This is a genomic window from Aquitalea sp. ASV11 (genome assembly GCF_016429185.1).
GTDB lineage: Bacteria > Pseudomonadota > Gammaproteobacteria > Burkholderiales > Chromobacteriaceae > Aquitalea > Aquitalea pelogenes.
The window spans coordinates 1-15140 of sequence record NZ_JAELUD010000087.1 but is presented as its reverse complement, the minus strand read 5'-3'; the positions used below and the strand labels follow the sequence as shown (position 1 = coordinate 15140).

Here is a 15140-nt window from a genome sequence, read left to right as displayed (position 1 = left end):
GGATGTGCTCGCGCTGGCCGGGGTTGGCCTTCAGCCACTGGCCGAACAGCGCCTCGCAGCGAAAGCCGCCGTACAGGTCGGCATGGTCGAAAGTGGTGATGCCAAGCTGGATGGCGTGCTCCACCCAGGCTGCCAGTTCCGCAGGGGAGAAATTCCAGTCGTGCAGCCGCCACAGGCCGGCGGCTACCGGAGAAAAAACTGGCCCTCCGGGGGCCAGTTGTGTTGCGTGCAAAGGACTCATCAGGCAATCCGTTGTTCTGTAGTCGGGTCGAACAGCACGGCCTTGGAGACGTCGAACACCAGTTCCATGCTGTGGCCCGGCAGTTTGGCTTCGGTCGGGTGGGTACGGCAGCATACCTTGGTGTTGTTGAGCGAGACAAACACCAGGGTGTCCGGCCCGGTGGGTTCGATCACGTCGATATGGCAGGCCATCACCGGCAGGCCTTCGCGGTAGGCAGTGCGGGCGTCGGTGATTTGCTCCGGGCGGATGCCGAAGATGACTTCGCGGCCCAGCCACGGCTTCATCTTGTCCTGGGCATGCGGCAGCGGCAGGATGACGCAACCCTTGTCGTCACAGATTTTCACCCCCAGCACCCCGGCGGATTCCACCACCTGCGCCGGAATGAAGTTCATCGACGGCGAGCCGATGAAGCTGGCGACAAACAGGTTGGCCGGGTTGTCGTAGATGTCCTGCGGGCTGCCAAACTGCTGCACGATGCCGTCCTTCATCACCGCAATGCGGTCGCCCAGCGTCATGGCCTCGATCTGGTCGTGGGTGACATAGACGATGGTGGATTTCAGCCGCTGGTGCATCAGCTTGATTTCGGTACGCATTTCCACCCGCAGCTTGGCGTCCAGATTGGACAGCGGCTCGTCAAACAGGAAGATGGACGGGTTGCGCGCCAAAGCACGGCCCATGGCCACGCGCTGACGCTGGCCGCCGGATAGCTGCGAGGGCTTGCGGTCCAAGAGGTGGGTCATTTGCAGCATTTGTGCCACGCGCTCGACGGTGGCGTCGATTTCACCCTGCGGCATCTTGCGGATTTCCAGCCCGAAGCTGATGTTCTTGCGCACGCTCATTGACGGGTAGAGCGCATAGCTCTGGAACACCATGGCGATGTCGCGGTCCTTGGGCGACAGGTCGTTCACCCGTTTGCCACCGATTTCGATATCGCCGCTGGAAATGTCATCCAGCCCGGCAATCATGTTCAGCAGCGTGGATTTTCCACAGCCGGAGGGGCCCACCAGAATCAGGAACTGGCCGTCCTCGATGGCGATATCGATGCCTTTGAGCACCTCGGTGCCGTTGGCGTAAGTCTTGCACACATTATTGATGGAGAGAGCAGCCATCGTTCAACCTTTCACTGCACCGGCTGTCAGGCCACGCACGAAGTAGCGGCCGGCAACCATGTAAACGAACAGGGTGGGCAGGGCGGCAATGATGGCCGCTGCCATGTCCACGTTGTATTCCTTCACCCCGGTAGAGGTGTTCACCAGATTGTTCAGCGCCACGGTGATGGGCTGTGATTCGCCGGAGGCAAATACCACGCCGAACAGGAAGTCGTTCCAGATCTGGGTGAACTGCCAGATCACGCACACCATGAAGATGGGGCCGGAAATGGGCAGCAGGATGCGGAAAAAGATGGTCCAGAAACCGGCACCGTCAATGCGCGCGGCCTTGACCAGCTCGTCCGGGATGGTGACGAAGAAGTTGCGGAAGAACAGCGTGGTGAAGGCCAGGCCGTAAATCACGTGCACCATCACCAGCCCGCTGGTGGTATTGGCAATGCCCAGCTCGCCCAACAGGCGCGCCATCGGCAGCAGCACCACCTGGAAGGGAATGAAACAGCCCACCAGCAGCAGGGTGAACAGCACGTCCGAGCCACGGAAGCGCCACATCGACACCACATAGCCGTTGACTGCGCCAATCAGGGTGGAAATCAGCACCGAGGGCACCGCCATCTTCACCGAGTTCCAGAAAAAGCCCTTCATGCCGCCACATTCCACGCCGGTGCAGGCGCTGGACCAGGCCTTGCTCCAGGCATCAAGGGTGATGGATTGCGGCAGGGCAATCAGGTTGCCGCCACGGATGTCGTCCAGGGTTTTCACCGAGGTGGACAGCATCACGTACAAGGGCAGCAGGTAGTAAATGGCCATCAGCACCAGTGCGGCATACAGCACGATGCGGCCGGGAGTCAGGTGTTTAGCCACGTTTGGCGCTCCTTGTTTCCATATACATCAGCGGCACCAGTACGGCGACGATGGTCATCAGCATCATCATGGCCGAGGCAGCCCCCAGGCCCAGCTGGCCACGGGTAAAGGCAAACTGGTACATGAAGATGGCCGGTACGTCGGACGCCGTGCCGGGGCCGCCGCCGGTCAGTGCCATCACCAGGTCGAAGCTCTTGATGGCGATGTGCGACAGGATCAGCAGCACGCTGAAAAACACCGGGCGCAGGCTGGGGATGATGATGCGCCAGTAGATGACCGGCAGGCTGGCACCATCCACCTGGGCGGCCTTGATGATGGAGTCGTCAATGCCGCGCAAACCGGCCAGGAACAGCGCCATCACAAAACCCGACGACTGCCACACCCCGGCAATCACCACGGTGTAGATGGCCTTGTCCGGGTCCACCAGCCAGTCGAAGGTGAAGTCGGGAAAGCCCCAGTCATTGATGACCTTCTGCAGGCCCATGTCGGGGTTGAGCATCCATTTCCAGGCGGTGCCGGTCACGATGAAGGACAGCGCCATCGGGTACAGGTAGATGGTACGCAGCGTGCCTTCGGCGCGGATTTTCTGGTCGAGCAACACGGCGAGGAACAGGCCGACGGCCAGCGTGCAGCCGATGAACAGGCCGCCGAAAATGCCCAGATTGGCCACGGCAGTCCACCAGCGGTCATTCTCGAACAGCGCCTGGTACTGGATCAGGCCGGCCAGGTCCATTTGTGGCAGCAGTCGCGATTCGGTCAGCGACAGCCAGCCTGTCCAGGCAATGAAGCCGTAGACGAACACCAGGCTGATCAGCAAGGTGGGCGACAGCACCAGCTTGGGCAACCAGCGGTCTGCCAGCGCCGACAGGCTGGCTTGTGATTGGGATGAGGACATGAATCAATCCTTGCATGCAGCCGTGGCGTGCTGGCGCAGGCGCGCAGCAGGCCGCGTCCCGACCGTGTTCACGGTGCGGAAGGGCAGTCGGCGTACATGTTTTGCTTCGGTGTGGGACAGACAACTGCCGGGCAGGCTTGGCCGGCAGCTGTCTACGGCATAGCGCGCCCGGGCAGCAGGCCCGGGGCAATATGGCTGCTTGCTTAATGCACCTTGCCAGCCTTGGCCAGACGCTCGGTGGCGGTTTTCGGGCTCATGGAGGAGTTCATGAACTGCGAAATCACGTCATCAATCGCGCCTTCGGTGGCAGACGGCATGGCCATCTTGTGGGCAAAGCTGGGCACCAGGCCGCCGCTCTTGGAGGCAGCGGTCAGGTCGGCCTTGGACTTCTTGGCACAGTCGTCAAACTTGTCCATCGGCGTGTCCAGGCGGGCCGGGATGGAGCCCTTGTTCAGGTTGAACACTTCCTGGAAGTTCTTGCTCATCACGGTTTCGGCCAGATCAGCCTGTGCCTTCTGCGCTGCCGGGTCCTTCTGCTTGAACATGGCCAGGCTGTCGATGTTGAAGGTGAAGCTGCCCGCCGTACCCGGTGCGGCTACGCACAGGAAGTCCTTGCCCGGCTTTTTGCCAGCGGCAGTGAATTCACCCTTGGCCCAGTCGCCCATGAACTGCATGCCGGCCTTGCCGTTGATGACCATGGCGGTGGCCAGGTTCCAGTCACGGCCTGCTGCGCCCTTGTCGATATAACCCTTCACTTTTTGCAGGGTTTCAAACACTTTCAGGGTAGTGGGGCCGGCCAGGGTAGCCTGGTCCAGCTGCACGAAGGCCTTCTTGTAGTAGGCCGGGCCACCTACGCCCAGTGCCACCGATTCAAACAGGGTGGCGTCCTGCCACGGCTGGCCACCGTGGGCAATCGGCTGGATGCCGGCTTTTTGCAGCTTGTCAGCCGCTTCGAAGAATTCCGGCCAGGTGGTCGGCACTTTGGCACCGGCCTTCTTGAAGGCGTCCGGGTTCACCCACAGCCAGTTCACGCGGTGCACGTTCACCGGGGCGGCCACGTACTGGCCCTTGTATTTCATCACCTGGCTGACCACCGGCGGCAGCTGCTTGTCCCAGCCTTCGGCCTTGGCCACGGCATCGATATTGGCCAGCACGCCTTCGGCACCCCATTCCTGGATGGCCGGGCCCTTGATCTGGGCGGCGGTCGGCGGGTTGCCGGATACCACGCGGGTTTTCAGCGCGGTCATGGCGTTGTCGCCACCACCACCGGCCACGGCGAAGTCTTTCCAGTTATCGCCCTTGGCGGTCATCATTTTCTTGAGTTCGGCCACGGATTTGGCCTCGCCACCGGAAGTCCACCAGTGCAGCACTTCCACTTCCCCGGCAAATACGCTGGCCGGCAGCAGGGTGGCAGCCAGCAGGGCGGCGCTCAGTTGCTTGCGTTTCATTCTCTTGTCTCCGTCTTGTAGCGTTGCATTTCGGTTTTTTATGTTCCATTCCGCTGGTCGCTGCCTGTGGCAACGTGCGGGATGTGCAAGAACTATAGCGGCAGATTGTAAGTTTTGTGTAAGGATTGCGTGGAAATGCTGTAAGAAAATGCAGGTGAGGCAATGCAGTGCGACATGCCATTGGAATGAAATCAATAACTTCAAGGCACTGAACTGGTGCTGCTGTGCAGCAAAATGGTGCGCTGTAGTGTGTCAACTACACTACTGGACAGTTTATTCAGCTTCGTTTTCCTGCTTGAAAAACAGGCTGGCACACAGGCCATGGGGCGGGTTGTCGCTCAGTTCCACCCGGGTGTGATGGCGGCGGGCAATCTCCTGCACGATGGCCAGACCCAGCCCGCAGCCCTTGCCCCCCACACTGTTGTTGACCCGGTAAAAGCGCTGGAACACCTTGTCGCGTTCCGCCGCGGCTATGCCGGGGCCGTTGTCGCGCACGGCCAGACACAGCTGCGTCCCCTTGCGGTGCAGTTCCACCGTGATTTCACCACCCGGCGGGGTGTACTGGATGGCATTGTCCAGCAGGTTGGCCAAGAGTTCGCGCAGCAGGCCGGCATGGCCCTGCATCAGCATTTTTTCATCGCTGCTGTCCAGGCCCAGGTCCAGCCCGCGCGCCAGCGCACGCGGCACGGCTTCGGCAGTCACCTCGCGGGTCAGCTGGTTGAGGTCCAGCACGCTGCGTTGCAAGCCGGTTTCCGGTTCGGCACGGGCCAGCGCCAGCAGCTGGTTCACCAGGTGGATGGAGCGGGCCACGCTGGTTTCCACTTGCTCCAGCTGGCGGCAGGCGCGCGGTATGTCCGGTGTCTGGCCTTGCAGTTCAGCTTTTACCAGCTCGGTTTGCGACTTGAGCCCGGCCAGCGGGGTGCGTAATTGATGTGCGGCATCGCCAATGAAGCGCCGTTGCTGGTCAACCTGTGTATTGACCTCTTCCAGCAGGCTGTTGATGGCGGCGGTGAGGGTGCGGACTTCGGCCGGGGCATTGTTGACTTCGATGGGGGCCATATCGCGTGGCGAGCGGTTTTCCACCACCCGGCGCAGGCGGCGCAGTGGCGACAGGCCACGGCTGATGCCGGCCCACACCAGCAGGCTGGTGAGCAGCATCAGCCCCAGCAGGGGCAGGCCCATGTCCAGCAGGATCTTGCGCGTGAGTTCGGCACTCAGCGCGCGGCTTTTGGCCACCTGCACCAGCATCAGCTGTGGTTGTTCCGGCGTGCCGGCCAACAGGTACAGGGCCGCCACGCGCACATCCTGGCCCTTCATGCTGGCGTTGTAGAAATAGCTGTTGCCAGCCTTGGCCACTAGTTCGCGCGGTGGCGGCGGCATGCTGGGCTCGCCCAGCAGGAAGGCGGAAGGCGGCGAGCTGACCATGTAATACACGCGGTCGCTGGGGTCTTCTTCCAGGATTTCCCGTGCGGCACGGGGGAAGTCGACATAAAAACCGTTGCCAAACGGCTTTACCTGCCTTGCCAGCGCGCGTGATGTCTGCGCCAGCGTCTGGTCGATGACTTCATTGGTGTAGCGCACCGCCATGGCATGCGCCAGCATGGCCGCCGCCAGCCACAGCACCAGTTGCGGCAACAGCAGCCAGATCAGCAGCTGGCGGCGCAGTGACAACTGGCGCGGACGGGCGGTTTCAGTCATCGGCAGCCTGCATCAGCAGATAGCCCAGGCCGCGTACTGCGCGAATGCCCACGCCGCTGCCATCCAGCTTCTTGCGCAGGCGGTGGACATACACTTCCACCGCATTGCTGCCGATTTCCTCCCCTGCACCGGTGAGGGCGGCAGAAATCTGCTCCTTGGTCAGCACTTTTTCCGCCTGGCTCATCAGGATGAACAGCAATTCCAGCTCTCGGGCGGACAGTTCCAGCGGCTGGCTGCCCGCCCAGGCCCGCTGGGCGCCGGGGTCCAGCCGCAGGGTGCCGAAGTGCAGTTCTTCCGGTTGCAGCGCGTCGCGTTGCGGGTCGATGGCGCGCTGGCGGCGCAACAGGGCGCGGATGCGGGCTTCCAGTTCCGGGAATTCGAACGGCTTGACCAGATAGTCATCGGCTCCGGCGTCCAGCCCGGCCACGCGGTCTTCCATGCTGTCCAGCGCGGTGAGCAGCAGGATGGGCAGCGCCGGTTGATGCACCCGTACATTGCGCAGCACCTTCAGTCCGTCCTGACCGGGCAGGCCGATATCCAGAATCACCGCATCAAAGTGCTCGGCCAGCAATACCTGCTGGGCAGTCAGGCCATTGTCGCTATGGCTCACGGCAAAACCCAGCTGGCTCAGACGGGTGAGCAGGGCGTCGGCCAGCACGGCATCATCTTCGGCCAGAAACAGTTTCATGGGACGGCAGCATTGGGAAAGGAAGGCTTGATGGTAGTGCAGATTAGCCGGGCTGTGCCATCACCGTACGGTGTGCGGTGCAGCAAAAAGCCCGCACATGGCGGGCTTGCAGGCTGCTGACAAAGTAATCTGGTTCGATTGCACTGGACCCGGCAAAGCCGGGCCTTTCGATTCACTTATTGATTCCGCAGCCTTCCCATCTATTCCCCATCCCCCCGCCCTTGCCCTGCAAGGGAGCCTCGCTTTCTTTTCAGAAAGCGAGAGGAGTTGGTCAACAATCAGTAAAGCCCGCACGAGGCGGGCTTATAAATTGCGTGGGTGGGTTTACTGCGCCAGTGTGCTGGCCTGCCTGGCCAGTTCGGTGATGCGGGCCCAGTCGCGGTTGGCAATGGCGTCTTCCGGGGTCAGCCAGCTGCCACCAACAGCCAGTACGTTTTGCAGCGCCAGGTAGTCCTTGGCCTTGGTCAGATCAATGCCGCCGGTCGGGCAGAAGCGCAGGTCCGGCAGCGGGCCGGCCAGTGACTTGAGCAGCTTGATGCCACCCACGGCTTCGGCCGGGAACAGCTTGAGGATGTCAAAGCCTTCGTCCTGTGCACGCATGGCTTCCGATGCGGTGGCCACACCCGGCAGCAGGGTCAGGTTGGCATTGCGCGCGGCAGAGGCCAGCTCCGGGGTCAGGCCGGGGCTGACGCCAAACTGGGCGCCGGCGTCCAGCGCGGCTTCCAGCTGGGCGCGGTTGCGCAGCGTACCGGCGCCCACGATGGCACCGGGTACTTCGTCACGCATGCGGCGCATGGCGGCCAGCGCTGCCTTGGTGCGCAGGGTGACTTCCAGCACGCGGATGCCACCATCTACCAGCGCACGCGCCAGGTCTACCGCCACAGCGGCGTCATTTACCACGATGACCGGCACTACCGGTCCCTGGCGCAACAGGGTCAAAGCGTCCATATCAGTTTCTCCACAGCGGGTGATGGAAGCTCATGGCACCAGCTTCCGCGGCGTCGGCGGATTCGCGGAATACCGCGAACAGTTCACGTCCTACGCCAAATTGATTGTGTGCAAGGTCGGCACGCGCCAGTTCGCGTGCAGCCCATTCTTCGGCCGGTACTTTCACTTCCAGCGTGCCGGCCACGGCATCCAGTTTCACGATGTCGCCATCGCGAACCTTGCCGATACTACCGCCCAGGACTGCTTCCGGCGAGACGTGGATGGCAGCGGGCACTTTGCCCGACGCGCCGGACATGCGGCCATCGGTCACCAGTGCCACGGCAAAGCCGCGTTCTTGCAGGATGGACAGCGCCGGGGTCAGCTTGTGCAGTTCCGGCATGCCGTTGGCGCGCGGGCCCTGGAAGCGGATGACCGCGACAAAGTCGCGTTCCAGCTCGCCGCGCTTGAACGCAGCCAGCATGTCGTTCTGATCGTTGAATACGATGGCCGGTGCTTCCACGATGCGATGTTCCGGCTTGACGGCGGATACCTTGATCACGGCGCGGCCCAGGTTGCCAGCCACCACGCGCAGGCCGCCATCGGCGCTGAACGGGTCGGCCACGGTGCGCAGCACGCTGTCGTCACCGCTCACGGCCGGGGCCGGACGCCATTTCAGTGTGCCGTTGTCCAGCCATGGTTCGTTGGCATAAGCCGACAGGCCACGGCCGACGATGGTGTCCACGTCTTCATGCAGCAGACCGGCAGACAACAGCTCGCGGATGACAAAGCCCATGCCGCCTGCGGCGTGGAAGTGGTTCACATCCGCCTTGCCATTGGGGTAGACGCGGGTCAGCAGCGGGATGATGGCCGACAGTTCGTCAAAATCGTCCCAGTTGATGTCGATGCCGGCGGCGCGGGCAATGGCCACCAGATGCAGGGTATGGTTGGTGGAACCGCCGGTGGCCAGCAGGCCGACAATGGCGTTGACGATGGATTTTTCATCAATCATGCGGCCAACCGGGGTGAAGTTCTCACCCTGGGCGGCAATGTGGGCGGCCTGACGGGCGGCAGCACGGGTCAGTGCCTCGCGCAGCGGCGTACCCGGATTGACGAAGGCGGTGCCCGGCAAGTGCAGGCCCATGATTTCCATCATCATCTGGTTGGAGTTGGCCGTGCCATAAAAGGTACAGGTGCCGGGGCCGTGGTAGGACTGGCACTCCGATTCCAGCAGCTGATCCCTTCCCACCTTGCCTTCAGCGAACAACTGGCGCACCTTCGCCTTGTCGTCGTTGGCAATGCCGGTGGTCATCGGCCCGGCCGGAACAAACACCGCCGGCAGATGACCGAAGGTGAGCGCGCCAATCATCAGGCCAGGAACAATCTTGTCGCACACGCCCAGATACAGGCTGGCGTCGAACATCTGGTGCGACAGGGCCACCGCGGTGCTCATGGCAATCACGTCACGCGAGAACAGCGACAGCTCCATGCCCGGCTGACCCTGGGTCACGCCGTCGCACATGGCCGGTACGCCACCGGCAAACTGGGCGGTGGCACCGGCTTTCAAGGCTTCTTCCTTGATCCAGGCCGGGTAGGCTTCCAGCGGCTGGTGGGCGGACAGCATGTCGTTATAGGCAGACACGATGGCCAGATTGGGGCGGTGGGCCTCTTTCAGGTGAATCTTGATATTGTCCGGCATCGCCGCAAAGGCGTGAGCCTGGTTGGTGCAGGACAGCTGGGCGCGTTCCACCTTGCCCTGCTGGGCGGCGGCCTGAAGATGATCCAGATAGGCAGCGCGACGTTCGCGGCTGCGATCTATGATGCGCTGGGTAACGGCGTGCAATACCGGGTGCAGGGCCATGGCGATTCCCGTGATGAATGTGGGTAAATGGTAGTTTTACTACACTTAAATTGCAAGAATTCAGCCAGTACCTTGCCGTAGCAAAATGGGGGTGATTAGCACGAAAGTCCCTCCAGTAAAGGATTGTGTCGTTTTATGCCCGATTGGACAGGTGTTGCTTTCTGCGGATTATCCCGGCAACACACATGGACATGGCAAAATCGGGTGGTAATATAACTACATTGCAAATGCACAAGACGGAAGATCACTATGGATAACCGTAGCACGCCCACCCCGGCCTTCGATATGGTGCTGTTCGGTGGTACTGGCGACCTGGTAATGCGCAAGCTGTTGCCGTCGCTGTATCAGGCCCATGCCGCCAGCCTGCTCAACCAGCAAGGCCGTTTGCTGGCGCTGGGTCGCAAGGCGATGAGCCGCGACGACTACCTGGCGCTGGTGGAAAAGAACGCACGCCAGCATATCAAGGAACACTTCGATGCGGCGGCCTGGGAATCCTTCCGTGCACGTATCGACTATCTGCAGGTTGATGCTGGCGAAGCTGCGCATTATCCGGCACTGGCTGAAGCGGTGGGCCAGCATCCGGAACGGGTGGTGGTCTGTTATCTGGCCACTGCGCCCAATCTGTTTGCCGGCATTTGCGAAAACCTGGCTGCCGTGGGACTTAACCGTCCCAATGTGCGCGTGGTGCTGGAAAAGCCGCTGGGTATCGACCTGGATTCGTCCAATGAAATCAACGATGCGGTGGCCCACTTCTTCAAGGAAGACCAGCTGTACCGGATCGACCACTATCTGGGCAAGGAATCGGTACAGAACCTGATGGCCATCCGCTTTGCCAACGCGCTGTTCGAGCCGCTGTGGCGTCGCGAGTGGATTCACGATGTACAGATCACCATTTCCGAAGACCTGGGTGTCGGCACCCGTGGTGACTTCTACGATGGCACCGGCGCACTGCGCGACATGGTGCAGAACCACCTGCTGCAACTGCTGTGTATCGTCGCCATGGAGCCGCCGGCCAATATGGAAGCCGACGCGGTGCGTGACGAAAAACTCAAGGTGCTGAAGGCACTGCGCCCGTTCAGCGAGCAGGATGTGGCCAACAAGACCGTGCGCGGCCAGTACAAGGCCGGTGCGGTGGCCGGTCAGCCGGTGGTGGGCTACTTGCAAGAGCAAGGCATTCCGGCTGATAGCCAGACCGAAACCTTTGTCGCCCTCAAGGCGGAAATCGACAACTGGCGCTGGGCCGGTGTGCCCTTCTTCCTGCGTACCGGCAAGCGCATGCAGGAGCGGCTGGCGGAAATCGTCATCAACTTCCGCGACGTGCCACACCAGTTGTTCTCCGGCCCCTTGAGCGGCAGCCACACCGCCAACCGGCTGGTGATCCAGCTGCAGCCGGAAGAAAGCATCCGCCTGTACTTCCTGGCCAAGGAACCGGGCGACACCATGCGCCTGCAACCGGCCTACCTGGACCTGGACTTCTACAAGGCCTTCAAGGTGCGCCGAGCCGACGCCTACGAACGCCTGCTGCTGGATGTGATCCGCGGCAAGCTGGCCTTGTTCATGCGTCGTGACGAGCTGGTGGAAGCCTGGCGCTGGGTGATGCCCATCATGGAATGCTGGCAGAACAGCAGCAACACCCCGCCCAAGCAATACACGGCAGGCACCTGGGGCCCGGCGGCTTCCAGCGCGCTGCTCAGCCGCGACGGCATCAGCTGGCACGAAGAAAGCTGACCGACCTGACCCGTCCGGGCCGCCGCACTGGCCTGCCCGGGCAGGACAATTCATAACAAGCCGGCCAGCAAGAGCGGCAATCACCCGGTGTCATGGATATCAGGGGCCGGGTGCAAGGTGAGGATGACATGCATGCAATGGTTTGAATTTCCCGATGCACCGGCCAGCGCCGCCGCCCTGGCCGCTACCGTGGCACAACGCCTGTCGGCCGCTCTGGAGCGCGATGGCCGCGCCGTGCTGGCTGTTTCCGGTGGCAAATCGCCGGTTCCCTTCTTTCACGCGCTGCGCAGCCAGCCGCTGGACTGGTCGCGTGTGCTGATCACGCTGGTGGACGAACGCTTCGTCCCGCCGGATCACCCGGACAGCAATGCCGCGCTGGTGCGCGAGCATCTGCTACAGGACGCTGCGGCAGCCGCCCGTTTCCTGCCGCTGGTGGGCGATGCCCGTGATGATGTCGCCGAACTGGCCGCCGCCAATGCCGCCTACCAACAACCGACTGTCGCCGTATTGGGCATGGGTGAGGACGGCCATACCGCTTCGCTGTTTCCCGGTGCCGCTGCGCTGGCGGACGGGCTGGACATGGCCCGCAGCCTGCCCTTGCTTGCCGTGCAGCCGCTCACCGCGCCGCACCTGCGCTTCAGCATGAGCAAGGCCGCCTTGCTCGCCTGCGACAGCCTCATCCTGTCCATTCAGGGGGCGGGCAAACGTCAGGTGTTCGATCAGGCTGCGCAAGGCGTCAACGACAGCCTGCCCATCAGCCATTTCCTGCTGCAGACGGAGTGCCCCATCGATGTCTACTGGACTGCCTAATACCTGGCCAAGGTTGCTGGCCGATATCGGCGGCACCAATGCCCGTTTCGCCCTGGAAACCGCACCTGGCGTGCTGGAAGACATCCTGGTGCTGCCCTGTGCCAGCCATCCCACGCTGGAAGCGGCCATGCGCAGCTATCTGGCCGAGGTGGGCACCCGCGCGGTGGCCCATGCCGCCATCGGCATAGCCAACCCGGTGACGGATGACTGGGTGCAGATGACCAATCATCACTGGGCGTTTTCCATTGAAGCCACCCGTCAGGCACTGGGGCTGACTTCGCTGATCGTCATCAACGATTTCACCGCGCTGGCGCTGTCGTTGCCGCACCTGCCACGTCAGGAACTGGTACAGGTAGGGGGCGGCGAGGCAATCAGTGGCAGCCCCTTGGCACTGATCGGCCCCGGCACCGGCCTGGGCGTATCCGCCTTGCTGCCCTATCCGGGTGGCTACATGCCGCTGGCCGGTGAAGGTGGCCACGTCAGCTTTGCCCCGTTTGACGAACGCGAGGCTGCCATCTGGCGCTATGCGCGCGATCGCCATGGCCATGTATCGGCCGAGCGCCTGCTGTCCGGCCCGGGGCTGGTGCTGATTTACCATGCGCTGGCGGCACTGGCTGGCGAGCCCGGGCAGGACCTGTCCGCTGCCGACATCACCACCCGCGGCCTGTCGGGCGACTGTCCGCGCTGCCGCGAAACGCTGGATGCCTTCTGCGCCATGCTGGGTACGGCGGCGGCCAATCTGGCGCTCACGCTCGGCGCCCGTGGCGGGGTATACCTTGGCGGTGGTATCGTTCCACGTTTGATCGACTACTTCAAAACGTCGCCATTCCGCCCACGCTTCGAGGACAAGGGCCGTTTTTCCGCTTATCTGGCGGGAATTCCGGTGTTTGTCATCAACAGCCGTTACCCTGCGCTGATCGGCGCGTCGGCAGCGCTGGCGGCGCACCTGGAGCACTGACCCATGCTGGAAAGAATCAAGTCTCAGCTAGAAGCCCTGTCTTCGGCCGAACGCAAGGTGGCCGAACTGGTGCTGGAGCAGCCCTACACCATGATGCAGGCCGCAGTGGCGGATATCGCCCGCAATGCCGGCGTCAGCCAGCCCACGGTGATTCGCTTCTGCCGTTCCATGGGCTGCTCGGGCCTGCCCGATTTCAAGCTGAAACTGGCCGGTAGCCTGGTCACCGGCGTGCCTTATGTGCATTCCAGCGTCCGGCCGGAAGACCCCACCTCGGAAATCGTGGCCAAGGTGTTCGACAACACCGTCACCGCGCTGCTCAAAAGTCGTAACGACGTCAACCCGCAGGCCATCGAAGCAGCCATCGAGGCTATTTCCCGCGCCCGGCGGGTGGAGTTCTACGGTCTGGGCAACTCCGGCATCACCGCTGCCGATGCCCAGCACAAGTTCTTCCGCTTTGGCATTTCCACCGTGGCCTATGCCGACACCCACATCCAGATGATGGCAGCCTCGGTACTGGGGCCGGACGACGTGCTGGTGGCCATTTCCAGCTCCGGCCGCTCGCGCGAGCTGCTGGACGCCGTGGAGGAAGCCACCGCCTCCGGGGCCACCGTGGTGGCCATCACCGCCAGCGGTTCGCCCCTGGCACGTGCTGCCACCATCGCCCTGATGGCGGACACCCAGGAAGACAATGAAACCTACAGCCCGATGATTTCCCGCATCATCCACCTGGTGCTCATCGACGTGCTGGCCGTGGGCGTGGCCTTGCGCCGCGGCCCCGGCGTGATCGGACAACTAGAAAAAACCAAGCACAGTCTCAAAGCAAAGAGACTGGCCGAACGGACAGAAGAGGATTAATCATCATGAGCGAACTGACCCAACTTCCCGCCTGGCAAACCCTGTGGGACCACTTTGCCGATGCCAAGCAGCTGCACATGCGCGAGCTGTTCCAAAACGACCCGGAGCGGGCCGAACGTTATGGCCTGGAAGTGGGTGGCCTGTTCCTCGATTACTCCAAGAACCGCATCACCGATGAAACCCTGAAGGGCCTGATGCAGCTGGCGCGTGAAGCCGGGCTGCCGGAACGCATCAAGGCCATGTTCAAGGGGGAAAAGATCAACAGCACGGAAAACCGCGCCGTGCTGCACGTTGCCCTGCGCAACCGCACCAATTCGCCCATTTTTGTTGATGGCGAAGACGTGATGCCCAAGGTGAATTCCGTGCTGGAACGCATGGGCAAGTTTGCCCACGCCGTGCGCTCGGGCGAGTGGCTGGGTTATACCAACCAGCCCATCACCGACATCGTCAACATCGGCATTGGCGGCTCGGACCTGGGCCCGCTGATGGTGTGCAGTGCGCTGCGCCCGTTTGGTCACCCGCGCATGAACATGCACTTTGTCTCCAATGTGGATGGTGCCCAGCTGAAGGAAACCCTGAAGAAGGTGCATTCGGAAACCACCCTGTTCGTGGTGGAATCCAAAACCTTCACCACCCAGGAAACCCTGACCAATGCGCTGACTGCGCGTGACTGGTTCCTGCAGCGCGCGCGGGACGAAAAAGCGGTGGCCAAGCACTTTGTCGCCGTGTCCACCAACCAGAAAGCCGTGGCGGATTTCGGCATCGACCCGTCCAACATGTTCGAATTCTGGGACTGGGTGGGTGGCCGTTACAGCCTGTGGTCGGCCATCGGCCTGCCCATCATGCTGTATCTGGGCGAGGAAAACTTTACCGAGCTGCTGAACGGCGCGCACATCATGGACCAGCATTTCCGCAATGCACCGTTCGAGCAGAACATGCCGGTGCTGCTGGCCATGATAGGCATCTGGTACATCAACTACTTTGGTGGCGGCAGCCATGTGATTGCACCGTACGACCAGTACCTGCATCGCCTGCCGGCCTTTATCCAGCAGCTGGACATGGAG

14 protein-coding genes are annotated in these 15140 nt (G+C 62.3%); 5 read left to right on the top strand and 9 right to left on the bottom strand.

Annotated elements, in window-relative coordinates; all coding sequences use genetic code 11:
- The 9 genes from JHD62_RS19200 to edd all read right to left on the bottom strand — a co-directional run.
- The coding region (locus JHD62_RS19200; RefSeq protein ID WP_199104238.1) for an aldo/keto reductase at window positions 1-241 on the bottom strand (241 nt) is incomplete at its 3' end.
- Window positions 241-1350: an ABC transporter ATP-binding protein gene (locus tag JHD62_RS19195; RefSeq protein WP_045846542.1), complete on the bottom strand. Its 1110-nt coding sequence runs from the start codon at window positions 1348-1350 to the stop codon at window positions 241-243. The genes JHD62_RS19200 and JHD62_RS19195, both read right to left, overlap by 1 nt.
- A 3-nt stretch (window positions 1351-1353) precedes the next feature.
- Window positions 1354-2157 carry a carbohydrate ABC transporter permease gene (locus JHD62_RS19190; protein ID WP_233161101.1) on the bottom strand — a complete coding sequence of 268 codons (804 nt, stop codon included), beginning with the start codon at window positions 2155-2157 and terminating at the stop codon, window positions 1354-1356.
- A 46-nt stretch (window positions 2158-2203) separates the two neighbouring features.
- Window positions 2204-3106 carry a carbohydrate ABC transporter permease gene (locus tag JHD62_RS19185; protein WP_045846540.1) on the bottom strand — a complete coding sequence of 301 codons (903 nt, stop codon included), beginning with the start codon at window positions 3104-3106 and terminating at the stop codon, window positions 2204-2206.
- Between the two features lie 203 nt (window positions 3107-3309).
- The gene (locus tag JHD62_RS19180) at window positions 3310-4554 is read right to left on the bottom strand and encodes an ABC transporter substrate-binding protein (RefSeq protein WP_199104236.1); all 1245 of its coding nucleotides are present in this window, start codon (window positions 4552-4554) and stop codon (window positions 3310-3312) included.
- A 273-nt stretch (window positions 4555-4827) separates the two neighbouring features.
- Complete coding sequence (locus JHD62_RS19175; RefSeq protein ID WP_199104235.1) at window positions 4828-6252, bottom strand: sensor histidine kinase; 1425 nt, start codon at window positions 6250-6252, stop codon at window positions 4828-4830.
- Window positions 6245-6940, bottom strand: coding sequence for a response regulator transcription factor (locus JHD62_RS19170; RefSeq protein ID WP_131356485.1), 696 nt, complete (start codon window positions 6938-6940; stop codon window positions 6245-6247). Before JHD62_RS19170 ends, JHD62_RS19175 begins: the two co-directional genes overlap by 8 nt.
- 324 nt (window positions 6941-7264) lie before the next feature.
- The gene (locus JHD62_RS19165) at window positions 7265-7888 is read right to left on the bottom strand and encodes a bifunctional 4-hydroxy-2-oxoglutarate aldolase/2-dehydro-3-deoxy-phosphogluconate aldolase (RefSeq protein ID WP_199104234.1); all 624 of its coding nucleotides are present in this window, start codon (window positions 7886-7888) and stop codon (window positions 7265-7267) included.
- 1 nt (window position 7889) lies between these two features.
- Window positions 7890-9725 carry a phosphogluconate dehydratase gene (edd, locus tag JHD62_RS19160; protein ID WP_045846535.1) on the bottom strand — a complete coding sequence of 612 codons (1836 nt, stop codon included), beginning with the start codon at window positions 9723-9725 and terminating at the stop codon, window positions 7890-7892.
- A gap of 249 nt (window positions 9726-9974) precedes the next feature.
- On the opposite strand from edd, the gene zwf reads away from it, so the two are divergent.
- The 5 genes from zwf to pgi form a co-directional block, all read left to right on the top strand.
- Window positions 9975-11453: a glucose-6-phosphate dehydrogenase gene (gene zwf, locus JHD62_RS19155; RefSeq protein WP_045846534.1), complete on the top strand. Its 1479-nt coding sequence runs from the start codon at window positions 9975-9977 to the stop codon at window positions 11451-11453.
- Between the two features lie 132 nt (window positions 11454-11585).
- On the top strand, window positions 11586-12263 hold the full coding sequence (pgl, locus tag JHD62_RS19150) for a 6-phosphogluconolactonase (protein ID WP_199104233.1): 678 nt from the start codon (window positions 11586-11588) through the stop codon (window positions 12261-12263).
- Window positions 12244-13221, top strand: coding sequence for a glucokinase (locus JHD62_RS19145; protein WP_199104232.1), 978 nt, complete (start codon window positions 12244-12246; stop codon window positions 13219-13221). Before pgl ends, JHD62_RS19145 begins: the two co-directional genes overlap by 20 nt.
- Window positions 13222-13224: 3 nt before the next feature.
- Complete coding sequence (gene hexR / locus JHD62_RS19140) at window positions 13225-14076, top strand: transcriptional regulator HexR (protein ID WP_045846531.1); 852 nt, start codon at window positions 13225-13227, stop codon at window positions 14074-14076.
- A 5-nt stretch (window positions 14077-14081) separates the two neighbouring features.
- On the top strand, window positions 14082-15140 hold a 1059-nt coding region (pgi, locus tag JHD62_RS19135), incomplete at its 3' end, for a glucose-6-phosphate isomerase (protein WP_199104231.1).